Source organism: Herbiconiux flava (assembly GCF_013409865.1).
Lineage (GTDB): Bacteria > Actinomycetota > Actinomycetes > Actinomycetales > Microbacteriaceae > Herbiconiux > Herbiconiux flava.
Window position 1 is genome coordinate 3221102 of the sequence record NZ_JACCBM010000001.1, and the last position, 24498, is coordinate 3245599.

17 protein-coding genes are annotated in these 24498 nt (G+C 72.8%); 4 read left to right on the forward strand and 13 right to left on the reverse strand.

Annotated elements, in window-relative coordinates; all coding sequences use genetic code 11:
* The first annotated feature begins 15 nt into the window (after positions 1-15).
* A complete protein-coding gene (locus BJ984_RS15400) occupies positions 16-2238 on the forward strand; it encodes a hypothetical protein (RefSeq protein ID WP_179548739.1) in 2223 nt (740 codons plus the stop codon).
* 486 nt (positions 2239-2724) lie between these two features.
* Here the strand turns inward: BJ984_RS15400 and BJ984_RS15405 are convergent, their stop codons facing one another.
* The 7 genes from BJ984_RS15405 to BJ984_RS15435 form a co-directional block, all read right to left on the reverse strand.
* The gene (locus BJ984_RS15405; protein ID WP_179548740.1) at positions 2725-3597 is read right to left on the reverse strand and encodes a M48 family metallopeptidase; all 873 of its coding nucleotides are present in this window, start codon (positions 3595-3597) and stop codon (positions 2725-2727) included.
* 48 nt (positions 3598-3645) lie between these two features.
* Entirely contained in the window at positions 3646-4212 is a 567-nt protein-coding gene (locus BJ984_RS15410; RefSeq protein ID WP_173181474.1) for a LemA family protein, read from the reverse strand.
* Positions 4213-4308: 96 nt separating this feature from the next.
* Entirely contained in the window at positions 4309-5760 is a 1452-nt protein-coding gene (locus tag BJ984_RS15415) for a glycoside hydrolase family 1 protein (protein ID WP_246306477.1), read from the reverse strand.
* Positions 5757-7145 (reverse strand): D-arabinono-1,4-lactone oxidase, encoded by a 1389-nt coding sequence (locus BJ984_RS15420; protein ID WP_179548741.1) that lies wholly within the window; start codon positions 7143-7145, stop codon positions 5757-5759. The genes BJ984_RS15415 and BJ984_RS15420 overlap by 4 nt, the downstream gene beginning before the upstream one ends.
* A 67-nt stretch (positions 7146-7212) precedes the next feature.
* Positions 7213-8475 (reverse strand): alanine racemase, encoded by a 1263-nt coding sequence (locus BJ984_RS15425; RefSeq protein WP_179548742.1) that lies wholly within the window; start codon positions 8473-8475, stop codon positions 7213-7215.
* Between the two features lie 73 nt (positions 8476-8548).
* Complete coding sequence (locus tag BJ984_RS15430; protein WP_179548743.1) at positions 8549-9871, reverse strand: MFS transporter; 1323 nt, start codon at positions 9869-9871, stop codon at positions 8549-8551.
* Entirely contained in the window at positions 9868-10572 is a 705-nt protein-coding gene (locus tag BJ984_RS15435) for a TetR/AcrR family transcriptional regulator (protein ID WP_179548744.1), read from the reverse strand. The genes BJ984_RS15430 and BJ984_RS15435 overlap by 4 nt, the downstream gene beginning before the upstream one ends.
* A gap of 266 nt (positions 10573-10838) precedes the next feature.
* Here BJ984_RS15435 and BJ984_RS15440 point away from each other — a divergent pair, with 266 nt between their 5' ends.
* Entirely contained in the window at positions 10839-13409 is a 2571-nt protein-coding gene (locus BJ984_RS15440; protein ID WP_179548745.1) for an Ig-like domain-containing protein, read from the forward strand.
* A gap of 122 nt (positions 13410-13531) precedes the next feature.
* The gene (locus BJ984_RS15445; protein ID WP_179548746.1) at positions 13532-14170 is read left to right on the forward strand and encodes a flavin reductase family protein; all 639 of its coding nucleotides are present in this window, start codon (positions 13532-13534) and stop codon (positions 14168-14170) included.
* A 47-nt stretch (positions 14171-14217) separates the two neighbouring features.
* Here BJ984_RS15445 and BJ984_RS15450 read toward each other — a convergent pair whose 3' ends face one another.
* Positions 14218-14796: a hypothetical protein gene (locus BJ984_RS15450; protein ID WP_179548747.1), complete on the reverse strand. Its 579-nt coding sequence runs from the start codon at positions 14794-14796 to the stop codon at positions 14218-14220.
* 42 nt (positions 14797-14838) lie between these two features.
* On the opposite strand from BJ984_RS15450, the gene BJ984_RS15455 reads away from it, so the two are divergent.
* Entirely contained in the window at positions 14839-15246 is a 408-nt protein-coding gene (locus BJ984_RS15455) for a hypothetical protein (protein ID WP_179548748.1), read from the forward strand.
* A 33-nt stretch (positions 15247-15279) separates the two neighbouring features.
* Here BJ984_RS15455 and fgd read toward each other — a convergent pair whose 3' ends face one another.
* The 5 genes from fgd to BJ984_RS15480 all read right to left on the reverse strand — a co-directional run bounded on the left by fgd (position 15280) and on the right by BJ984_RS15480 (position 24446).
* Entirely contained in the window at positions 15280-16293 is a 1014-nt protein-coding gene (gene fgd / locus BJ984_RS15460) for a glucose-6-phosphate dehydrogenase (coenzyme-F420) (protein WP_179548749.1), read from the reverse strand.
* 71 nt (positions 16294-16364) lie between these two features.
* Positions 16365-17684, reverse strand: a complete 1320-nt coding sequence (locus BJ984_RS15465) for a class C sortase (RefSeq protein WP_338074435.1) — start codon at positions 17682-17684, stop codon at positions 16365-16367.
* Between the two features lie 183 nt (positions 17685-17867).
* Positions 17868-19415, reverse strand: coding sequence for a SpaH/EbpB family LPXTG-anchored major pilin (locus tag BJ984_RS15470; protein ID WP_179548751.1), 1548 nt, complete (start codon positions 19413-19415; stop codon positions 17868-17870).
* 80 nt (positions 19416-19495) lie between these two features.
* Entirely contained in the window at positions 19496-23941 is a 4446-nt protein-coding gene (locus BJ984_RS15475) for a beta strand repeat-containing protein (protein WP_179548752.1), read from the reverse strand.
* A gap of 241 nt (positions 23942-24182) precedes the next feature.
* The gene (locus BJ984_RS15480) at positions 24183-24446 is read right to left on the reverse strand and encodes a hypothetical protein (protein ID WP_179548753.1); all 264 of its coding nucleotides are present in this window, start codon (positions 24444-24446) and stop codon (positions 24183-24185) included.
* Positions 24447-24498: the final 52 nt, after the last annotated feature.

Here is a 24498-nt window from a genome sequence, read left to right on the forward strand (position 1 = left end):
GCTATAACTGAGGATGTGTCAGCTGCTCATCGTCTCGTCCTGGTCCTCGTGGTCGCCGCGGGGCTGCTCGCCCCGCTGGCCGTGGTGGCGCCGGCGTCGGCCCTTCCCGGGGAGTGCCGGCTCGAGACACGGTGGCAGAGCGACGGCGGCCACTACGACGACGCCGGGAGCTACGTCGAGACGGGCATCCGGCCGGTCAGCAGCGTCGTCTGCGATGTGATCGAAGACCGGTGGACGGGTGGCGGCGGGGGCGAGCATCCGGGAGGTGGCGGGAGTGACCCCGGTGTCCCCGCGCCACCCGAACCGCCCGGGCCGCTGTTCCCGGCCCCACCTCCGTCGTCGCCCGCCGCGGCCGCTCCGCCCTGCGTGGCCGGCTCGAACAACTCCTCCGACCCGGGCCGGGGCGGCTCGGGTCAGACGGGCTCGGGTGAGAACCTCCTCGCCACCCTCGAGCCCATGCTCGAACGCGGCGATCTCACGATCGACCGCACCTCCCCCAGTCGCATCGTCTCGATCGACGTCAACCTCGGACCGAGCGTCGGTGGCGCGACGGAGGTCAATCCGCTCGAGGGCATGTCGCCCGAGGAGGCGGCCCGGGCGATGTACTGGCCCGGCGCCTACGACCCCACGTACACCGAGGTCGGTGCGCGGGGCAGGCTGATCGTGCAGGCGGTGAAGTTCCTCTTCCGGTCGACGATGGGCGACCGCTCCGCGCTCCGCGGTTTCCACATCATCATGCGCAACTCCTCGCCCGAGATCCGGATGGGCGTGTGGGACATGGTGCAGAAGCAGGCCGTCCACCTGAACGAGCAGTACAAGGGGAACATCCCGCCGAACATCCGGAGCATGCTCGAGGAGGCGGTGGGGGTGCTCTTCGACCTGCTCGAGTCAGGGCCGATCGGTGGGCCGGACCCGTCGGGCGCATCGGACTACCTCCGGGCCTCGACCGAGGGGGCCGCACTCGGGGCGGGTGCGACGGGAGGCGTTCGGGGCTACGGGGCGAACAAGGGCGTCTGCGGGCAGATCGCCCAGACCACTGTGAGCCCGTCGGCCACTCTGGTCGCGGGCGGGCCGTGGGTGCGCATCACGCTGCGGAGCGCCGCCTACGGCACACTCGTCGACCGCATCAAGGCGCTGCGGGCGCCGACCGTGCACTGCGCCCCGGTCCACGCCACCGTCACCGCGGGCCAGGCGACGATGGTCGACGCGACCGGCGGATGCTCGGGGCCCGTGTCGTCGCGCCGGGTGCTCACCCGCTTCGAGATCTCCCGCCTGCCGCGCGCCGTTCAGACACGGCTGCTCGACTCGAGCGACGCCGACCCGACCGCGGGCTCGATCTTCCAGTTCGACTGGTCGCGGTGGGATCATCCGGAACCCTGGCCGACCCCGTCCTCGACCGCGACATTCGCCGACGGGCACGTCGGGTTCACCGGCTTCGGCGGAGCGATGAACTACCAGGCGCCTCTCGCCGCGGGCGGCCGCGACGACCATGTCGTCGTCGGCGCGACCGACGCCTCCGGCGTCGAGCACGTCTTCCTGGTGACGGTCACGATCGTGGCGCAGCCCGCCTGCTCGGGAACTGACCGGCCGGCCGGCCCGGAGCGCGCCGGGTTCCGTCCCGTCGTGCAGGACGGGAGCCTGCAGCTGATCCGCAACCGGCCTTTCACCCTCGATCCCAGCGTCTTCTGCACGGCCGACCCCCGCACCTCCTATCGTGTGACGGTCGCGGGTGCTGTGCCGGGCACGATCGCGACCGCCCGCCCCGACGGTTCGATCGACGTCGACTGGACCGACCCCGACGTCGTCGGCGCCGAGGTCGCCGGTCTGACCTTCACCGCGTGGGACGAGTCGACCGGGGTCCCGAGCGCGCCCGTCACGATCCCGGTGACCGTCCGTGACGTGCCTCCTGCCTGTGCCGACGTCTCGGTCGTCTACGACCGTTCCGACAACCGCGGCGAACCCCTGCTGATCCCGACCTCGTGCGGCATGCTGGGCGGCTTGGCCGTCCTCGATCCGCCGTTCCTGGCACTGAGCGGCGGATCCTCCGCGCCGCTCGCCGCCGATGTCGCGGGCGGCGTCGTCCGCTCCGACGGACGTGTGCTCACCTTCACCCCCGACGGCACCACCCCGGCCGACGGCACGGCGATGGTCGTGCCGTGGACTGTCGACCCGCGCAGCTACACGCCCTACCGCGTGCACGGCGCGGCCTTCACCGTCCGCATCACCCTCGCCGACTAGCCCCGCCCTCCGCCCCGCCCCGCCCCCGCGGCCACGAGTGGTCACTTTCGGCACGAGTGGTCACTCCTAGCGCGAAACTCCCACCCCTTCGCGCCAAGACTGACCACTCGCGAGGGTGCGGGAGGGGCGGGATGGGGTGGGGACGGGCTGCCCGACACGTCGCGCCCCGGGGTCGGGCGGGTGCGGGCCCCGAGGTCGGGCGGGCGCAAGCCCCGAGGTCGGGCGGGCGCGCCCCGGGGTCGGGCGGGCGCGCCCCCGGGGTCGGGCGGGCGCGGCGGCCTCGACGGCGCGCTCGCCGGTCGGAGCCGCCAGCACGGAGGATCCCGGTCGTCACCGGCCAGGTGCGCCGCAGGGGCGGCGGCGCACAGCCGGCGGCTGCGACGCAGGGCGCGAAGCGCCCGGAGTCGGCCCGGTGCAGTGGGCGGAGCTCACGGAGCCGGGCCGATGGAGTGGGCGGAGCCCACGGAGTCGTAGCTGCCGGCGCAGCTAGAAGGCCCCGCCCATGGCGCGCAGGCGCTCGACGCGCTCGGGGATGGGCGGGTGGGTGGAGAAGAGCTTGTCGATGACGCCCGGCTTGTTGGGGTCGGCGATCCACATGTGCGACATCGACGAGGACTGGCGCTGCACGGGGCGGCCGTAGGCGGCGAGCTTCTGGAGGGCGCTGGCCAGCGCATCCGGGTGGCGGGTGGTGAGCGCGCCGGTGGCGTCGGCGAGGTACTCGCGCTGCCGGGAGACGGCGAGCTGCACGACGGTGGCGACGAGCGGCGCGATCAGGATCGCGACGAGCCCGAAGACCATGACGATCGGGTTGCCGTTGTTGTTGTTGCGTCCGAAGAACGCCATGCGCAGGAACATGTCGGCGATGAACCCGACGGCCACCACCAGCCCGAACACGATCATCGACACCCGGATGTCGTAGTTGCGCACGTGCCCGAGCTCGTGGGCCATGACGCCTTCGAGCTCCGCGTCGTCCATGATGTCGAGCAGGCCCGTGGTCGCCGCCACGATGGCGTGCTCGGGGTCACGGCCGGTCGCGAAGGCGTTCGGGGCCGGGTCGTCGATGACGTAGACCTTCGGCATCGGTGTGCCCGTGGTGATCGACAGGTTCTCGACGACGCGCCACAGCCGCGGGTTGTCGCGCTTCTCGATCTGGTGCGCGCCGCTCATCGCGAGTGCCTGACCCGACGCGGCGAAGTACTGGATGAGCGCGTAGCCGATGGCCACCACCAGCGTGATGACGACGATCGAGACGTTGCCGTAGATGTACGACGCCAACCAGCCGAGCCCGCCGATGATCAGCAGGAACAGCAGGATGATGACGACGGTGTTGCGCTTGTTCTTGGCTATCGCGGAATACATGGATTCCTATCGCGGGCAGGCCGGCGGGGCCGGGCTAGAGGGGCAGGGCTAGAACTGCACGCGCGGCGGCTCGGCGATCGCCGCGACGTCGCTGACCTCGAAGAACTCGCGCTCCGAGAAGCCGAGGCGGCGGGCGAAGATCGTGTTGGGGAACTTCTTGATCTTGGTGTTGAGCTCGCGCACGCCACCGTTGTAGAAGCGGCGCGACGCCTGAACCTTGTCTTCCGTGTCGACGATCTCGGCCTGCAGCTGCAGGAAGTTCTGGCTGGCCTGGAGCTGAGGGTAGGCCTCGGCCACCGCGAAGATGCTCTTCAGCGCGTTCTGCATGTGGTTCTCGGCCTGGGACGCCTCGGCGGGGCCCTGGGCCGACAGCGTCTCGGCGCGGGCGCGCGTGACGTTCTCGAACACGGCCTTCTCGTGCGCCGCGTAGCCCTTGACCGATTCGATCAGGTTGGGCAGAAGGTCGGCGCGGCGCTTCAGCTGCACCGTGATGTCGCTCCACGCCTCGTCGACGCGCACGTTCAGGGTGACGAGCGAGTTGTACGTGGCCCAGAGGTAGATGCCGGCGATGACGACCAGGGCGACGACGACGATGAGCGGGATCAGCCATTCCATGCCAGCAGTATATCGGCCGGGGAGCGCGCTCTCAGGGGGAAAGCGGCGCTCTCCCAGCTACCCCCGGCGCGACGTCGACGGGCCCCGCTCCGGACGTCAGCGCGATTCGGCGAGCAGCCGAAACCACTGGTACGAGTCCTTGGGCGTGCGCGTGAAGTCCTCGATGTCGACGTGCACCAGCCCGAAGCGCTGCGTGTACCCGGCGGCCCACTCGAAGTTGTCGATGAGTGACCAGACGTAGTAGCCGCGCAGGTCGATCGCCGACGCCGACCCGCCACCTGTGACCGCCGACAGGGCCGCCTCGAGGTGGCCCGCCAGGTAGTCGATGCGGGCGCCGTCCCGCACATGGGGCGTTCCGTCGTGCTCGTCGAGCTCCCGCGCATCCGGGAACGAGGCCCCGTTCTCGGTGATGAACACCGGCGGCAGCGCCTCGCCATAGCGCTCGGCCAGCTCGTCGAGGGCGACGCCGAGGTACTCGGGCGCGATCGGCCAGCCGAAGCCGGTGCTGCGGTACTCGGGCCAGGGCGCGAGGTGGAAGGGCAGCGACCCCATGGCGGTCGAACTGCCGTCGGGGGTGGCCGGGCCTCCCGAACCGGCTGCGATGCGGGTGGGCAGGTAGTAGTTCAGCCCGTAGAAGTCGAGCTTCTGGCCGATCAGGGCGAGGTCGGCCGGGTCGGCCTCGCCGAGGGCCGAGAAGAGCGGCTCGAAGCCCTCGGGGAACTCGGGGTAGCGGCCGAGCAGCACCGGGTCGGCGAAGACCCGGTTGTGCAGCACGTCGAACAGCTCGGCGAACGCCACGTCGGCGTCGGAATCGGTGGCCGGCACGACGGGCGAATGCACGTTGACGATGCCGATCCCGCCGCGCACGTCGGCCGCCCGCAGCGCCTGCACGGCGAGGCCGTGACCGAGCAGCTGGTGGTGCGCGGCCGGCAGGGCGTTGAAGAGGCGGGTCGCGCCGGGCGCGTGCACGCCGAGGCCGTAGCCGTTCAGCGTCACGGTGGCGGGCTCGTTCACGGTGGCCCAGCGGCCGATCCGCTCGCCGAAGCGCTCTCCCAGCGCGAAGGCGAGATCGCCGAAGCGCAGTGCGGTGTCACGCCGCATCCAGCCGCCGGCGAGCTCGTTCGGGGTGTCCCAGTGGAAGATCGTCGCCATGGTGTCGATGCCCGCCTCGTCGAGGCGGTCGAGCATCCGCTCGTAGAAGTCGACGCCCTCGCGCCGCAGCGGTCCCCTGCCCTCGGGCTGCAGGCGCGGCCAGGCGAACGAGAAGCGGTACGAGTCGGCGCCGAGGTCGTGCAGCAGCTGAACGTCCTCCTCCACCCGGTGGTAGAAGTCGGATGCGCGGTCGGCGGTCGAGCCGTCGACGATGCGGCCCGGCTGGCTCGTGAACGCGTCCCACACCGACTGGCCTCGCCCGCCCTCGTGGGTGGCGCCCTCGATCTGGAAGGCGCTCGTCGCCGTGCCGAGCACGAAGCCGTCGGGCAGGCGGCCGCCGAGGTCGCGGGCGAACTCGCGGCGCTCCTCGGGCGTCATGCGGAGGGCGCCGCTCATGCGCCGGCCGCCCCGCCGGTGCCCGTCGCCGCCTCGGATGCGGCCGAGGCCGAGGCCGCGGCCGGCGCGCCGAGCACGCGGTCGAGATAGACGTTCGTGAACAGGCCGCGAGGGTCGAGGCGGTCGCGCAGGGCCACGAAGGCGCCGTGCTGCGGGTAGAGCTCCGAGAGATCGGCGGCGGTTCGGGTGTGCAGCTTGCCCCAGTGGGGGCGGCCGGCGTGGGCGGTCATGATCTCCTCGACCGCTTCGAAGTACGCGCGGTGGTCTTCGCGATAGTAGCGGTGAACGGCGATGTAGCCGCTGTCGCGTGCGGAGGCGGTCGAGAGCCAAAGCTGGTCGGCGGGGGCGAACCGCACCTCGATCGGGAAGGAGATGCGCCAGCCGCGCTCCTCGATCAGGGCGTCGATCGCGCGCAGCACCTCGGGCACGTCGGCAGCCGGCACCGCGTACTCCATCTCGCGGAAGCGCACCGTGCGGCGGGTGGCGAACACGCGGTGCGACCGGTCGGAGAACTCGCGGTTCGACCACAGCCGCTCGGCGAGGCCGTTCACCGTCGGGATGATCGCCGGCACCATCCGGCCCGCGGCGCAGGTCACCCCGTAGACGCCGTTCGCGAGCAGGGTGTCGTCGACGAACGAGCTCAGCCGCGAGAGGGGGCGCGTCGGGGCGCCGGCGTCGAGGCGGGTGTTCGTCTTGGTGACGGCCGAGCGGGTGTGCGGGAACCAGTAGAACTCGAAGTGGTCGCTCGTGTCGACGACGCCGTCAGGGCCGTGCAGCCCGGTGAGCACCTCGTCGAGGGGCAGCGGCCGCTCGACCGCGTGCAGCACGAACTCCGGCACGCACTGCAGCGTCACCTCGACGATGATGCCGAGCGCACCGAGCGACAAGGCGGCGGCCGGCAGCAGCTCGGCGTTCTCGTGCTCGTCGATGCGCAGCAGCTCGCCGTCGGCGGTGACCAGGGTGAGCCCGACGACCTGGGTGGCGAGGCCGCCGAAGCGCGCGCCGGTGCCGTGGGTGCCGGTGGAGATGGCGCCGCTGATCGACTGCCGGTCGATGTCACCCATGTTCGCCAGAGCGAGCTCGTGCGGGCCGAGCAGGGCGGGCAGCTGGTGCAGGCGGGTGCCGGCGAGCAGGGTGACGCGGGAGCGTTCCCGATCGACCGAGACGAGACCGGTCAGCTCGTCGAGCTCGAGCAGCACCCCGGTCGCCACCGCGATGCCCGTGAAGCTGTGGCCGGCGCCGACCGCCTTGATGCGCTGACCGCCGCGGGCCGCCGCACGCACGGCGCGCTGCACGGCGCCGATGCTCGTGGGGCGCTCGACCCGCTGGGGCTTCACCCTCTCGGTGCGCGCCCAGTTGCGCCAGGTGCCGTTCGCCGCCGTCATGCGTCCATCCTCTCCGCTGCCACCGACATGATCTTGCGCGCGAAGACGGGCCGGGCGAGCATCCGCGTCACAGGAACGCCTGCCCCTCGCCGCGATAGCTCGGCACCTCGTCGACCACCGCGCCGTCGTCGACCACCGAGAACCCGTTCACGTGCTCGGCCAGCTCCCCCGACTTGGTGTGCCGCAGCCAGACGCGGTCGCCCACGGCGAGCGCCGCCGCCGTGCGACCCGAGAGCGGCGTCTGCACTTCGCCCGCCATCTCGCGGGCCTGCATGCGGGTGCCGCGCGGCCAGACGACCTCGGGCAGCCGATCGGGCGCGGGCGGTCCCGACGCGATCCAGCCGCCGCCGAGCAGCGTCGCCATGTCGGGGCGCGGCTTCCGCACCACGGGCAGCGCGAACGCCGCAGCCGGCGCGGGCGTGAACCGCGAGTAGGTGTCGAAGAGGTGCCCCCCGAACAGTCCCGACCCGGCCGCCACCTCGGTGACCGAGGGGTCGGCGCTGGTGGTCTCGAGCGATCCGGTGCCGCCGCCGTTGACGAACTCGAGCGGGGCCACCGCGCGCACCGCCGCCACCACGGCGCCCCGGCGCTCGGCGAGCTCGGCGGCTGAGTTCCGCTGCATCCAGTCGATCACGTGCCCCTTCACGAGACGGTCGGCGATCCCTCCGCGGGGGCGGTTGCCGACGCCCGCGATCTGCGACTCGTAGGCCATCATCCCCACGAGGGCGAAGCCCGGTCGCCGCACGATCTCCTCGGCCAGCGCCCGCGCCTGGTCGACGCTGGCGACGGGCGAGCGCCAGACCCCCAGGCGGCCGAGCCCCGGGGCGGTGAACGAGGCGTCGAGCTCGATGGCCACGCGGATGTCCGGCCGCGCGCCCGGGGCGACGGCCGCGTCGATCAGGTCGAGGTGGGCGAGCGAGTCGACCATCAGCGTCACACCGGCCGCAGCGTGCTCGTCGGCGGCGAGGGCGGCGATCGCCATCCGGTCGGCGGTCGGGTAGCCCACCACGATGTCGGGCACCTCGTCGGGGCGGCGGGAGGCCAGCCAGAGCGCCTCGGGGAGCGTGTAGGCGAGGATGCCCGCGTATCCGGGCAGGGCGAGCACCGCATCCTGAACCGCCCGCACCCGGATGGACTTGCTCGCCACCCGGATCGGCATGCCACCGGCCCGTCGCAGCATCGAGTGGGCGTTGTGACGGAGGGCCTCGAGGCCGATCACCGCGACCGGCGGCTCGCGGTCGGCGGTGGTGGCGGTGAGGCCGCGCCAGTAGCGCTGGGCGTCGCGCCACGGCTGCCCGTCGGCGGGGTGGGGACTGAGGTCGAGGGTCATCGCACGCTCCTCGCGCCGGGGTTGGTCGGGTGGGCGGATGCGCGGCCCGCGCCGAGGGCCGGGGAGGGGTGGTTCATCGCACGCTCCTCACGCGGCTGACGGCGAGCGCGCCGGCGAAGCCGAACAGTGCCGACACGAGGAAGAGCATCGGGAACCCGCCGAGCAGCGTCACGATCGCCGCCCCCGCGAGCGGCGCGACGGCCTGGGGCACGGCGGTGGCGATGTTCATGATGCCGAGATCCTTGCCGCGGGACGCCGGGTCGGGCAGCACCTGCGTGGCGAGCGCCTGGTCGACCGAGAGGAAGCAGCCGTAGCCGAGGCCGAGCAGCGCCGCCCCGATCATCGTGGCCGTGAGCTCGGGCACGAACGCGAGCAGCAGCGCCGCCAGCGCCTGCAGCACCGCGGCGGCCAGCACGAACACGCGCCGTCGCCGCAGCCGGTCGCTCAGCGCCCCCGCCACCACCGAGGCGAGCACGACGAAGATCGTGTAGATCACGATCAGCACGAGCAGGTCGTCCTCGGCGTTCGGGTCGTTCAGCCCGAACATCAGGAAGTAGAGCAGCAGCGTCGTGCCGAGCGCGTTGCCGATGTTCACGAGGATGCGGCTGAGCAGGGTGAAGCCGAAGTCCGGATGCTCGCGCGGGCTCACCCACATGCCCTCCACCAGGGCGCGGAGGGTCAGCGGCGGTCGCTGCCCGGGGTGCAGCCGCGCATCCGGCACGAAGAGGCAGAACGGGGCCACGAGCAGCACCAGCAGCACCGCCATGGCCGCGTAGCCGAGCAGCTGGCCGGTGAACAGGAGGGTCGCCAGCAGCACGCCGAGGATGAGGCCGACCGCCTGGGGCGCGGAGATGAACGCCGAGACGAGGCCGCGCTGGTCGACCGGCACCTGGTCGCTGATGGCGGCGGTGAGGGCCGAGGAGAGGATGCAGAAGCCGATGATGGCGAGCGTCCAGAAGACGCCGATGCCGAGGAGCTCGGTCTGCAGGCCGAGGAGGAGCAGGGAGGCGGCGAAGAGGAGGGTGCCGCCGGCGATCCAGGGGCGGCGGCGGCCGAAGCGCGAGGTGGTGCGGTCGGAGAGGGCGCCGGTGACGGGGAAGGCGATCAAGGCGAAGACGCCGGCGATGGCCGAGATGACGCCGAAGGCGACGACGCTGTCGGTCCAGGCCGGGGTCGTGCTGCCGGCCTCCGCGGCCAGGCGCTGGTCGATCTGGAGCGGGAGGAGGAGCTGCACGGGGGTGAGCTGGGCCATCCAGATGCCGAGCCAGGCGGCGCCGAACAGGGCGACCCAGCGGCCGCCGACCCGGCGGGTGGGTTCGGCGAGCGCGTGCGGCGGGGCCGGGGGTGTCGGCGGGGGCGTCGGTGGGGTGGATGCGGCGGGCGGGATGGCGGTCATGCGGGCTCCCCGGGTCGGTCGGGTGGTGCGGGCGCAGTGCGAGTGGCGGGTGCGGTGTGGGGCGAGGGTGCCGGGTGGGCGGGCGACGCGGGGCGGGACTCCGGTGGAAGGGGGCGGGCCTCCGCCGCGAGGGCGCGGGCCGCGAAGGCCGCGGTGCGGTGGGCGCGGGCGTCGTCGGCGTCAGCGAGCCACGCGAGGGCGAGGCCGTCGGTGAGGGCGACCAGGTGCGCGGCGATCTCGTCGAGGGGGCGCTGCCACGCGCATCCGGTTCTCTCGGCGGCCTCGGTGAGCGACACCGCGGCGAGCGCCCGGTAGCCCTCGTACTGACGGGCGGCGAGGCGCTCGAGCCCGGGCGTGCGCATGGAGTACTGGGTCAGCTCGAACATGGCCCGCTCACGCTGCGGGGCCTCGCGCACGGTGTCGAGGTAGCGCAGCAGCCCGCGTTCGAGCAGCCGCTCGAGGCTCTCGCCCTCGGCCGGCGGCACCGTGAGCACGACCTCGGTGCGCCCGATCACGTCGGCGACGAGCTCGGCGAGCAGCTCCTCGCGGGAGGCGAAGGCGTAGTGGAAGCTCGCGAGCTTCATGCCGGCCTCGTCGACGACCGCGCGGGTGGTGGCCCCGGCGACGCCCGATCGCGAGATCACCGTGAAGGCCGCCACGAGCAGCCGGCGGCGGCGCTCGGCGACGGGCAGGCGGGCCATGCGCGCTCCTCGCGGTCGGCGGTTCCGGATGCGGTGAGTGGGTCAGATGACCCAGTTGCGCCAGTATGGCGTGGCGCGGGTGCCGGCGTCTACGGCTGTCGTGTGAATTCCATCCGAAACGCGGCGAGGGTGTTTTGCGCCCGCGGGCCCGTCTGGCTGAATGGTGCGTGGTGTCGGCATCGCGGAGCAGGTGGGAACGAACGCCGTCGCCCCGCCGCGACGGCGCCGGACGGGCGCGCGCGGCACGGACGCGCTCTGCGCTCGTCGTGGCCTCGGCGCTCGCCCTCGCGGGCTTCGCGGCCCTCGGCGCGCTGCCGGGCCTGGCCGCCTCGTCCGCCTCGGCGACACCGCTCCCCGCCTCGGCCGCACCTCCGGCCGCCTCGGCCACGCCCCTGCCCGCCTCGGCTGCGCCCCTGCCCGCCACGGCCGCTTCGTCCGGACCGCTGTCCGCCACCGCGCCGGGTGAGGTCGCCGAGCCGACCCCGACCCCCACACCGCCCCCGTCCGATTCCGTCGCGCCGTCGCCCGTGCCGTCGGCCGACCCCGATCCGGTGCCGGCCCCCGCCCCGCCCGGCGCCACCCCCGACCCGGGCGACACCGCTACGCCCACACCGCCGCCGGTCGTGAACGAGCAGCCGAGCATCCTGAGCCCGGTGGCCGGCGAACTCGTGACGAGCGGCGTTCTCGTGCAGGGAACCGCCACGCCGGGCGCCTCGGTGCAGCTGCTCACCGGTGGATCGTCCGAGCCGCTCTGCATCGTCACGGCCGACGCCGACGGTGCCTGGAGCTGCGCCGCGCCACTCGAGAGCTCGCCCACGACCTCGCTGCGCGCCATCGCCCTGCTCGCCGGGGCCGACCCGGCCGAGACCTCGATCGACGTCGCCGTGCTGAACGCCCCCGTCGTCACCGGCGGCCCGCGCGGACGCCTCACCAACGGCGTCGTCGCCGGCACGGCGTTCCCGGGCGCGACCGTCACCGCGACCGCCGGCGACGTGGCCTGCACCGGCACGGCCGACACCTCGGGCGCCTGGGTCTGCCCCCTCGCCGACGGGATCGCCGACGGAGAGTACTCGGTCACCGCCACGCAATCCACCGCCTGGAGCGGCAGCGCCTCGTCGCCCGCGAGCGACCCCGTCGCCATCACCGTCGACGTCACCGTGCCGGCGGCCCCCTCGCTCACCTCCCCGTCGTCGGGCGTGACCGTATCGCTCGCCGGGCAGGGCTTCACCGGCCGCGGTGAGCCCGCCGCGACCGTCTCGGTGTTCGCCGACGCCCAGGTGCTCTGCGAGACCACGGTCGGCCCCGACGGCAGCTGGTCGTGCGCGGCCGCAGCGGCACCGGCCGGCCGCCACCGGGTCGCGGTGCTGCAGCAGGATGCCGCCGGCAACGTCAGCGTGCAGTCCGGCCCGCTGACCCTGATGTTCCAGGATGCACCCGCCACCGCGACCCCGCCGGCCACCGCCCCCGGCACGCCGGCCTCGCCCGCGAGACCCGCGGCCGGCACCCCGGGAGCGGCTCCCTCCTCGCCCGGCGGCGCCGCGGGGGCGCCGGGTTCGCCCAGCTCGCCCGCCTCGCCCGCCGATCCCACCCCGGGCGACGCCGCGCCGTCCGCGCCCGGCACTCCCGCGGCGCCCGGCACCGGACAGACGCCCGCCGCCCCCGCGCCCGGCACTTGGTCGGACGCCACCCGCTTCACCTCCGCCCTCCAGCCCGCCCTCGGCCCGGCCACGTCGGGACTGTGGTGGCTGGCGCTGCTCGCCGGGGTACTGGCGCTGGTGCTGATCGCGCTGCCGACGCGGCTGCTCGCGGGGGCTCTGGGAACGCTGCGCGCGCTGGCGCCGGCCGCGACGCCGACAGCTGCGCCGACCGCTCGGGCGTCGGCCGGGCCGGGGCATCGCACGCCCTCCCACGCTGTCGCTCCTGTCCTGACGCCTGCGCCCGGAGGCGCTGCGGCCGCCGTCGCCGCCCGGCTCATCGCCGCCAGCGACCGCGTGCTCGGCCGCAACCGATCCCCCGTCGAGTACGAGCGAGCGCCGCAGCTCACCGTCGGCCCGGTCGCCCGCGGTCTGCTCGTGCTCGTCGCCTCGGCCGCGGCCGTGACCCTGTCAGCACCGGTCTCGGGCGAGCCCGCCTACCTCCGCCTGTTCCTCGCGGTGGCCGCCGCGCTCGCGGTCGTCAGCGCGGTCGCCACGGTGGTGCCGTCGGCGGTGGCGCGGGCGGCTTTCGGTGTCGCGAGCCGGGTGCACGTGCATCCGTCGTACCTGTTCGTGTCGGCCCTCGCGGCCCTCGTCACGCGGATGCTCGACCTGCAGCCCGCGCTCGTGTTCGGCCTCGTCGCGGGGCTCGTCGTCGCCGAGGGCGCCCGCCGCGCCGAACGCGGTGCGCTCGCGACGATTCAGGTCGTGGCGCTGCTCGTGCTCGGCGGGGCGGCCTGGCTCGTGTCGGGCGCCCTGCAGCCCGGAGCGGATCTCGTCGGGTCGTCGCTCGGCTCGACCTCGACGGCCGCCCTGCCCGGCGACCCGGTGCTGGCCGCTGTGGCCGAGTTCGTGCACGTGGTGGCGCTCGCGTCGTTCGGCTCGGCGGCCGTGCTGCTGGTGCCGCTCGGACGCTCGCTCGGGCGGCGGCTGCTCGACTGGTCGCCGGCGACGTGGGTGCTGCTCACGGTTCCGTCGTTCGCGGTGCTCGCGATGCTGTTCACGCCGTGGTTCGTGGAGCGGACGGCCGCGAACCCGGGGTCTGCGGTGCTGCTTCCGGTGCTCGCGGCGGGCTTCGCGGCGGTGTGCGTCGCGGTGTGGGCGTGGACGCGGTTCATCGCGACGGCCGACGCCGAGGACTAGGCCCCGCCCGTCGACGCGCCCGGCGGTTCTCGCGCCTTGCCCCGGCGTCCCTTGCATCCGCGACATCGCGGAATGTTACGCCCCCGGCGCCGCTCGCCCCGAGGCCGACTTAGGCTTGACGCGTGACGAACCCGCAGCACTCCCCCGGATCCGACGACCAGTCCGGCCGCCTCACCGCCGCAGCGCCCGGCCACGGCGACAGCGCGCGCGATCACCGGCTCGTCGCCCACCCGAGCGCCCCCACCGTCACACCCGACGAGTTCAAGGCGGCCTTCCGCAACCACCCGGCCGGTGTCGCCGTCATCACGGCCGACGCCGGGGACGGCCCCGTCGCCCTCACCGCGACCTCCGTCTTCTCGGTCAGCGTCGAGCCCCCGCTCCTCGTCTTCTCGATCTCGGAGCTGTCCTCCTCGACCCCCACGATCCGCCGCAGCGAGACCGTCGTGGTGCACCTGCTCGGCGCGGCCCAGCTCGACATCGCCAAGCTCGGCGCCACCAGCGGCATCGACCGCTTCGCCGACACCTCCATCTGGACGCGCCTGCCCACCGGCGAGCCCTACTTCCCCGCGGCGCACGCCTGGATCCGCGGCCGAGTCGTCAACACCATGGAGGCGGGCGGCTCGACCGTCGTCGCCGTCCAGGCCCTGGAGACGAAGGCCCCGCCCGCCGACGACCCGGCGGCCGACGCCTCCGCCGCCGAGCCGCTCGTCTACCACAACCGCACCTGGCACCGTCTCGGCGACCACTCCAAGATCCTCTGACCCGTCCGGCCTCCCTGGCCGGTCACCCGGCGTCAGAAGCAAGGCCGTCAGCCCTGCAGCCTGGCGATGAGTTCTGAGGTCACCTCGAGCGGCACTGCTTCTCCCAGCAACCCCGAATCGACGAGCACGGGGTGCAGTTCGAACGAGCCGGGCACGAGGGCGGCCCCCGAGGCCGTGATGACCCGCACCGGCACCAGCAGGCTGCCGCCTGACGGAACGGTGACGGTCTCGCCGAGCACGCCGTAGTCGCTGTACCCGAACGAGAACTCTGCGGTGCCCGGACCGGTGACCACCGCGAGGACCGCGAGCTCGCTCGACCAGAGCTCCACCGGCGCCGACCCCCGGTTGACGATCTCGATGGATGACGGGAAGCCGCTGGAGGGCCAGCGGAGCTCCAGTGCCCGCCGGCGCTCGGCGCGGGACGCCCGCACCGGATGAGGCTGCGGGTCCATCATCACGACGGGGCGCGGTGCCGCCGGTGGCCCATCGGGCTCCTGATCCAGGTAGGCGAGCTGCAACTGGCCCAGCCACCACCGCCGCTCGCCGTGCACAGTCTCCGGCGAGCCGACGACGACCGAGTCGGGCGAGTACCGGCGGAGCACCCGCCAGAATGGGCACGCGCCCATGATGCCACTCCCGAGCTCGCGCGGCGCGACTATCGTGGGGCCATGCGAATGCGTCGGATGGCGACGGCGGCGGCCCTGGCGGCGATGACCGCAGGTCTCATGAGCGGATGCGCGCTGCTCTCCGGCCCGAACCCGTGCCTTCCGGAGCTCGCCGTCACCCCGTCCCCGGCCGTCGCCGGCGAGACGGTCACCGTGACCGGCGGCGAGTGCGACGTCGCCGTGCCCGACGCGGGCTGGACGGTCGTGCTCGGACACGCCGAAGGCGCTCCGATCGTCACCGAGTCAACCTCGCAGGCCTTCGACGGGACGTTCGAGCTGACCGTCGAGCTGCCGTCCGACTTCCCCGAGGGCCCGGCCTACGTCGGCATCGCCAACTGGGTCTACGTGCCCTGCAATGACACCGGCAGCTGCGCCTCGGCCGACCGGCCGTTCGACGTCATCGCGCCCTAGCGAGCCCGCGCATCCGGAAGCCGGGCCGGCGGGTCAGGCGCCGTGCTGCGCGCGGAGGCGCGGGAGGATCTCGGCGCCGTAGAGCTCGATGAAGCGGCGCTGGTCGGCGCCCGGGCCGTGGAAGACGAGGTGCTTGAAGCCCATGTCGATGTACTCGTTGATGCGGGCGACGTGCTCGTCGGGGTCGGTCGAGACGATCCAGCGGGAGGCCGCGCGCTCGATCGGAAGGGCGTCGGCGAGGCGCTGCATCTCGATCGGGTCCTCGACGCCCATCTTCTCCTCGGGCGTGAGGGCGAGGGGCGCCCAGTAGCGGGTGTCCTGCAGGGCGCGCTCGCGGTCGTGGTCGAACGAGACCTTCATCTCCATCAGCGTGTCGACGTCGTCCGCCGTGCGGCCGCCCTTCTCGATGCCCTCCTCGAGCGCCGGCAGCAGCGTCTCGGTGTAGAGCTCGCGCTTCTTGCCCGAGGTGGTGATGAAGCCGCTCGCCATGCGCCCGGCGAGGCGGGTCGCGGCCGGGCCCGAGGCGCCGATGTAGATCGGCACCGGGGCCGCCGGCTTGTCGTAGATCGTCGCGTCCTGCGTGCGGAAGAACTGCCCCTCGTACGTCACCCGGTCCTCCGCCCAGAGGGTCTCGATGATCGTGATCGCCTCCTTGAGACGGGCGAAGCGCTCCTTCATCTCGGGCCAGGGCAGCCCGAGCACGACCTCGTTCAGCGCCTCGCCGCTGCCGACCCCGAGGATCACGCGCCCGGGGAAGAGCGCCCCGAGCGTGCCGAACGCCTGCGCGACGACACCCGGGTGGTAGCGGAACGACGGCGTCAGCACGCTCGTGCCCATGATGATCTTCTCGGTGCGCGCCCCGAGCGCCCCGAGCCACGGCATCGCGGCCGGAGCGTGCCCGCCCTCGTGGTTCCAGGGCTGGAAATGGTCGGAGACGAAGATCGAGTCGAAGCCGGCCTGCTCGGCGAGCACCCCGTACTCCAGCAGCTCGGCGGGGCCGAACTGCTCGGCCGAGGCCTTGTAGCCGAAGCGGAAGGGGATGGTCATGCGGTGCTCCTCGCTCGAGTGCGGGGCCGCGACGGCATCGAGGCCCGATCGTCAGTCTAAAGCGCGGGCGGTCAGTGACGGATGCGCGACAGCGCTTCCTCGAAGCTGAGGACGGGCGTCATCATCGCCCCGACATCGGGCTCGAACCGGCCGCCGTCGTCACGCTCACCGTCGGGGTCCGAGACGACGATCACCCGCGCATCCGCCAGCCGGCACACCCGGATCTTGTAGTTGACGCTCACCCGTTCGCCCGGCCGCTGCTCGACCACGACGACGTCGGGCGGGAAGCTCGGCGAGGTGAGCAGCTGCCCGAGCGAGCTCGCGGCGACCGTCACCTCGACGCCGTCGACCCGCGCGAGCCGCTCGATCTTGGCGGCGAGAGCGTCGGCGTCGGCGTCGAACAGCCCCACCTTCACCATCTGCGTCGCCACCCTCATCCCCCGGTCTGACCGGGCATCGTCGCTCGCCAGCACTCGCGTCTGCGCCGCTGCCGACCCTTTCGACGGTACACCCTTCGGCGCAGGGCGAGTCGCCCCCGGCCCGCCGGCGGCGGCCGAGGCCCGGGCCGGGCGGGCGGGGCGGCCCGACCACCAGACGTACAGGGCGGCGGCGGTCAGCACGGCGACGGCGATGAGCACCCACCACGGAAACGTGGGGATCTCGGGCCGCTCGCCGGCCCCGTCGACGTCGACCTGGGGTGTCGGGATGACCCGCTCACCGGTCACGAGGATGCGGTGGCTGTTCACCCCGAGCGGCGTGCAGGTGACGAGGGTGATCAGGTCGCGCCCGTCGACGGGCAGGAGGCTCTGGGTCTCGGTCGGCTCCACGACCCGGGTGTCGATGACGCGGTAGGTGAGCACCTCGCCGAAGACCTCGACGGTGAAGGTGTCGTCGAGCTCGACCCGGTCGAGGTGGGTGAAGAGCTCGGAGGTCGCGAGGCCGCGGTGCGCGGTGAGCACCGAGTGGGTGGTCACCCCGCCGACGGGGACGGCGGTGCCCTCGAGGTGGCCGACGCCGTGATCGAGCACGTCGGCACTCGTGCCGTGGTAGATCGGCAGGTCGACGTCGATGGCGGGGATCTTCAGCCGGGCCATCAGGCCGTTCGCATCGGCGCGGAGCACAGCGGCGTAGTCGCCTTCCTGCTCGGGCTGCTCGGCCAGCGGCAGGCGCTCGTTCGCCGCGATGCTGGCTCCACCGTCGACCAGCTCGGAGTTGTACCGGCGGGCCTCGCGCAGGCGTTCGGCCAGCGTCTCGGCGCTCAGGTCGGCGACGTCGTCGGTCAGTTCGGTGATGCGCTGGGACTGCTCGTACTGGCTGAACCACGAGACGATCGTGGGGAACAGCAGGAGCCCGGCCCCGATGACGCAGACGATGGCGATCGCGAGCGGCACGGTGGGGAGACGCCAGCGCCGGGCCAGGCGGAGCGCCCGGCGGGACGGCGTTCCCGCGACCGGCGCCGGGCCCGGAACCGGCGAAGGTGGAGCCCCCGACGGGGACCCCACCTTCGCCGGGCCCGGAACCGGCGAAGGTGGAGCCCCCGACGGGGACCCCACCTTCGCTGTCATCGCTTCAGCCTACGCAACCGTGTGGGTCACGACCGGCTCGGCCGCCACGGCGGACGAGCGGCGGCGGGCCACGACGATGGCGGCGCCCAGGGCCAGGACGACGAGCGCCCCTCCCCCGACACCGAACCACAGTCCGGCGTCACCACCGGTGAGCGGCAGCAGGAAGTTCGCCACCGACACCTGGGTGTGGTTGAACTCGACGTAGTTCTGCACCGGGGCGGTGGTCGAGGTGGGACCGGCGACCACGACGGTCTGCACCGGGTTGGACTGCGGCAGGTTGAATCCGGTCGGCGGCGTGATCTCGCGCACGTAGTAGTTGCCGGGCGTCACGATCGGGATGGCGACGAGGCCGTTGGCGCCCGTCGTCCAGTTCGTGATGCCGCCGATCGAGATCGGGTTCTGCTGCAGGTTGGCGTCGTTCTGGTTCAGGTAGACCTGGTAGACCGCACCGCCGAGCGCGACGCGGGGGCTGCCGTTGTTGCTCTCGTAGGCGAACACCGTCAGCTGGCCGATCGGGGTGGTGCCCGTCACGGTCTCGGTGGCGCCGTTGATGTTGGCCGTCGCGCTGTTCACGATCAGGCCGTTCGCGGGGATGGTCACGGCCCGGGTGAGCACGTTGAACGACACCACGCCGCCCTGCAGGGCGGTGAGGCGGGTCAGACCACCGGGCGTGAACGTGAGCGTCGACGTGCTGGCGGTGGTGACCACGTTGTAGTCGGTGCCGCTGACGAAGTTCTGCACGATGCCCGCGGCGCTCGTCACCGTGACCGTGGTCGGCGAGACGCCGGTCGGCGGGGTGGCGACGAACTGGAGGTCGGTCGGCACCTCGTCGACGAGCGTGAAGTTCGAGATCGCGTCACCCGCGGCCAGGGTGGGGATGCTCGACGCGATCGCCCACCGGATGAGGTCGGGGTTGCGCGCCTCGACCGAGTTCGCCGGAGCCGGGACGCGGGTCTTCGTGAGTTCGGTCACCGCGTTCTTCGGGTACACGTGCACGTCGTAGATCCACTGGTTCGCCGGAGCGCCGACGGGGCCGGTGGGCAGCGGCAGCGACACGAGGAAGGGGGCGGTCGGGTTGGTCGCGTCGGCGGGGAGCACCGTCTCCTGCACGTAGTACAGGCCGATGGGCATCCCGGTCGGGTACAGGGCCGGGTCGACCGTGAAGTTCGCCGTGCCGTTCGCCGCCGAGGGAGTCGAGGTGAACGACGTGGTGCCCAGTCGGGTCGATGCCGTCTGCGGGGTCAGGCCGGTCGCGAGTGCCCAGCCCTCCGGAGTGGTGAGGTCGACGCCGGCGACCTGGGTCGCCGTGAAGACCGCGCCGGGCAGCGGCGTGCCGAGGTTGGTCGAGGAGGGCAGCTCCTGGCCGGTGCCGGCGATCGCGCCGTTGTTCGGGCCGAGCGCGAACTTGTGCACGGTGAGCGTGCGCTGCTGCGTCGAGTCGATGTTGCCGGGCAGGATGACGGCCTGCGCCGGGGCGACGGCGACGATCGCCGCGCCGGCGGCCAGGGCGACGGCCCCGATCGCGGCGGTGACCCGCCTGAATGCGGTTCTGGACATGAGATTTCTCCGTTCGGTGAAGAGGTCGGGTGGTGCAGGGGTTGAGTGGGGATGGCTTCCGGTCACGAGGGGGCGGCGTCTCAGGCGGTGCTCCTTCGTCTCCGGCGACGCCCGTGCCAGACGGCGAGGGCGAGTGCGAGGGCGAGCACGGCGAACCCGGAGATCAGGTAGGCGTCGGTGCTCTGTCCGCCCGTGAGGGGCAGGGTCGTGGGGGCGACGGGGGCGTTGACGAAGCGGTACACCGCTGCCTGTCCGGCCGTGGGCGCGGTGATCGTCGCGGAGCTCACCGGGGTCCAGCTGCCGTTCGCCTGGCGCTGCTCGAGCCGTACCTGGCGGTAGGCGAGGCGCGTGCCCGACTTGGCCAGCGCCTCCGTCAGGGTGTACGCGTGGCCGGGGCGCACGTCGAAGGTGCTGGCGGCGTTGCCGGCGGCCTGGAAGTCGGCGCCCGCCACCGTCTGCGCGGCGAGACCGGCCAGGGTCGACGGGGTCGCGGTGAGGTTCCAGGTCGAGGGCACGAAGCCGGTCGAGGGGTTCTGCACGTTCTTCAGCAGGGTGAGGGATGCGGTGGCGTTCGTCACCGTGCAGGTCACGGCCGCCGCCCGCGAGAGCGTGATGTCACCGGCCGCCGTGACGGGCACGGTGGCGCCCGAGGCGGTGACGCACGACCAGGCCCCGACCTGCACGTAGGTGGCGGGCCCGCCGGTCTCGGAGAGCCGGTAGGGGGTGTCGGCCGAGACCGGCACCGCGTTGATCGTGCCGCTGCCGCCCGCACCCCTGGGCCCGGCGAGAGCCGTCGGCACGCTGCGCGCGGCCTCGAGCTGCCAGGCAGACGGGAGGGCGGACCCGAACGAGACCCTCTTGACGAGGGTGAGCGTCGCCACGGGACGGTTGGTGAAGGTGCAGTCGACGGTGTTGCCGGGGGCGACCGTGCCGGTGATCGCACGCACCGCGTAGCCGCCGGCATCCGTCGCCGAGTTCGCGTCGGTGAACGAGCTCGTCGCCGTGCCGCGGGTCACCGTGCAGGCGAGGCCGTCGAGTCGGTAACCGGCCTGCTGCCGCTCGAGCACCGAGACGGTCGCGGTGCCGGTGGCCGAGCCGTAGAGCACGAAGAACGAGGCGAGGCCGTTCGCGTCCGTGGTCACCTCCGAGCGACCGGCCGCCGCGCCCGTGCTGGAGGGGTCGACGGGCAGAACGACCGTGCCGCTGCCGGTGGAGGCGACCGAGGTGCCCACGGTCCAGCCGGCCGCCGGCCGGGGGTTCGCGCCGAGGCCATCGACCGTGCTCTTCCGTACGGTGATCTCGGCGACCGGTTGGGCCGTGTTGTAGATCGTGCAGGCGACGCCCACGCTGACCTGGTTCGGGATGGTCACCGTCGCGGTGCGGGTGGCGTCCATCCGGGCCGAGGCGATGCGGATGCCGTCGGCCCAGCACTCGTAGATGACCGTGTACGTCACGGGCACGGCCGCCGTGGTCGTCGTGCTCGTCTGCAGCAGCTCGGAGATGGTCATCACCGTGTTCACGGGCGCGGTGATCGGTCCGAGGCTCGCCGTGGTGCCGGTCGTGCCGGTCGTGGCCGCCGCGATCTCGGAACCCGCGGTCGCGACGGCGACGCGGAAGTTGTGCGCCTGCCCCGTCACCCGGCTGAGCACCGTCTTGCTCAACGAGAAGGTCGAGGGCGAGGCGCAGGTGGCGAGGTCGGTACTCGGCACCGCGTCGGTTCCGAGCACGATGGTGGGCGTGTTCGCCACCGCGGTCCAGGTCACCGGGTCGAACTGGTAGGCGTTGGTGCCGGTGCCGACGTACGCGGTGCCACGCGGCGAGAACGCGAGGCCGTTCAGCGGGCCCGCGCCGATGCCGGCCACCGTGCGCTGCGTCGTCGCCGTGGCCGGGATCTCTCCTCCGCCGGCCGTGGCGGCGAGCGTCGGCCCGGCCACGCTGAAGAACTGCACCTGCGTGCCCTCGCTGCGGAGGATGTGCAGGTTGCCCTTGGCGTCGAAGGCCATGTCGCCGTTGCCGGCCGAGTTCGCTCCGGTGTTCACGTAGCCGAGCAGGGTGAAGATCGGATTCGCGGCGGCACCGTCGAAACGCCAGAGGTTGATCCGGCCGACGTTGTTCACCACGCTCGTGGTGCCGACGACGAAGTCCCGTCCGACGGGGTCGAAGGCCCCCATCGTGATCGAGGCCGCGGTACTGAGGGTCTGCCCGGTAGCGAAGGGGGTGCGGGTCGCGGTGAGCGTGCCTGACGCCGACACCGCGTACGTGATGACGCCCGTGGCCGTGTTCGTGTTGGTCGAGGTGCTCCGCGTGATCGCGTAGGCCGTCTGGCCCTCGACGTCGATCGCGAGCGAGTTGGCGTTCACCGTGCCGGCCGGGCCGGCGGCGACGACCGTGGCGTTCAGCGCGGTCGACGAGCTGAGGGCGTTCGTCTGGGTCAGCGCGCCGTCGGAGCGCACGCTGTAGAGGTAGCTGCCGTCGCAGTAGAGGCTGGCGGCCGCCTGGGCGGTGTTCGTGAACGTGCAGACGATGCCGACGCCGGCCTCGTCGGGGATGGTCAGCGAACCCGAGACGGAGGTGCCGCGGGCGATCACGGTGCTGCCCCGCGCGCATTCGTAGCTCGTCGTGTACGTGCGCAGCTGGGCCGACGTCACGACGGTCTCACCGACGGTGTAGGTGGCGCCGCGCGTGACGTTCACCGGGCCGACCTGCTGCGTCTGCAGGCCGAGCGCCGAACCGCTCGTCGTGGCGCTCGCGACCTCGGTCGCGCCGGAGACCAGGGCGAGCCGGAACTGGTCGGCCGCCTGTGCCCGACTGACCACGTTCTTGCGGATGGTGACGGTCGTGGGCGGCTCCACGGTGAGCGTCGTCGCGTCGGGCGCGTTCAGGATCGAGGTGACGTTGGCGGGGCCGTTTGTGTACGTGCCCCCGCTGTTCGACAGCACGGCGACGGTGACCGTGCAGGAGGCGGAGCCCGCCACGAGGTCGCCTCCGGTGACGGTGATTGTGGACGAGCCCTCGGCGGCGGTGACGGCGTAGGCCGCGCCCGTCGTGCTCGTGCAGGTGCCCCCGACGGCCGGTGAGCCGGAGCTGCTCGGAGCGACGACGAGGCCGGCGGGCAGGGCGTCGGTGAAGCTCCAGTCGGACTTCGCCGCCAGCTCGGTGGTGTTCGTGACGGTGAAGGTCAGGGTCGACGCGATGCCCGCCGGCACGGTCGCCGGGCTGAACGCCTTGTCGAGGCTCGGCGTCGAGTCGAGCAGTCGCAGGTTGTCGAAGGAGAAGTCGTTTCCGGCGACGTCGGACTCCTGATTCGACAGCCGCACGCGGGCTGCAGCGACCTGAGCCGGTGTCAGGAGCGCGGACGCGTCGGTGAAGAAGCGGCCGGCCCGCGTCGAGGGGCTGCCGGTTCCCCACGGGTCGGTCTGGTTGTCGCCCGCGAAGACGTTGGAGGTGTAGCGGCCGTTGACGACGTTGCAGGCGACGATCGGGGCGGCCGTCAGCGGCCGGGTCGTGGTGCCGGTGATCAGCGCCAGATCGAGCCGGGAGTTGTTGTTCTGACCGCCCGGGCGGAGGGCGCAGGAGTCTTCCGAGACGTCGACCGACATCGAGTAGTAGCGGTCGGTGGTCGGCACGGGCGTGGCACCGACCGCTCCGATCGACTCGAGCACGACCTGGTTCGCGGCCTGGGTGCCCTGAGCGGCGCTCGTCATGGCCGTGACGGCATGGTTGGTGCGGGTGGCCGCCGTGGAGCCGTTCACCGGAGCGGTGTCGGATGCTCCGCCGGGGTTCGTCGCACCGGCGGCGACGGCGGCCTGCACCTGACCGAGCACGTCGGCCATGCGGGCGACCTTGAACCGCGACGCCGTGGCGTCACCGAGGGTGCAGAACGGTGTGGCGGGGAAGGTCGCGCTGTAGTTGACGACGACACCGTTGCAGTTGTTCACGTTCAGCCAGAACGCGGATCCCGTGTACCGGTTCGTCGCGTACTGGTCGACGCGGATCGGGGTCGTCGTGACACCTTGCTCGAAGGTCTCGATCCACGCCTGGGTGGGCGTCTCGGGGATGCCCGCGGCGAAGATCGACACGTCGGCGGCAGCCCTCAGGAGCTGCTCGGGAGGGTCGTTCGCCGACGGCTCGACCGTCTGCACGGGCGCGGCGGTCTCGGCCGGGGTCGGCGGGGCGGGCGCGGGCGGGGCATCGGGAACGTCCCCGCCGTCGGGGAGGATGACGTCGGGCTGGTCTAGCGTGAGGTCGGTCTCGTCCGGGGACGGCGGGACCGGATCGGCCTCGGGCGCCGGCGCCACCGTTTCCTCGGGTGCGGGCGCGGCCGTGTCCTCGGGTGCGGGCGTCGGATCGGGCTCAGCCGTGGCCTCGGGTGTCGGCGTCGGCGTCGGAGCAGCGGTGGATCCGACGGCCTCTTCGGGGAGAACGGAGGCACCGGCGACCGGAACGGCTCCGAACGTGAGGAGACCACCCACGAGCGAGATCGCGACCACGCCGGAGACGGCGCGGAACCTCGTGCGGTGGATCATCGGATCTCTCAGTGCTGTAACGGATGCGAGCGTCGGCAGCCCACAGCAGAGAGAAACGCGTCGAGCGTCGACGACGGTGGAACCCAGATCCCCGTCGCCGGCTCCCCCAAAGATTTGCCGACAGCACTCACCCTAAGAGACCGGATGCCCCAAAACCAACACAAGTCGAAGTGCCCCACTACTGACTTACTACTGATCCCCTCCGGACCCCTCTGCGCTCACCGCACGCACCCCACGACGCTCACCGCACAGGCCGCTGCACGCCGGCACCAGGACCGTGCTCCCGCTCGAGCGCGATCCGCCGCCGCCGCGATCGCGTGAGGGCCACGACCCCGGCGACCACCCACGCCGCGAACACCACGGCGCTGATCGGCACCCCCGGACCACGCGCGATCGACGACCACACCCCGAGCCCCGTGCCCAGCACCCCCAGGCACAGCAGCACGATGCCCACCACCCGCTGCCGATCGATCGAGATGCGCTGCTGGATTACCGACCGCCCCATCCCCCCACGCTAGCCCCCGCGCGCCTCCCGCGCGGCCCGGAGTAGTGTCGGC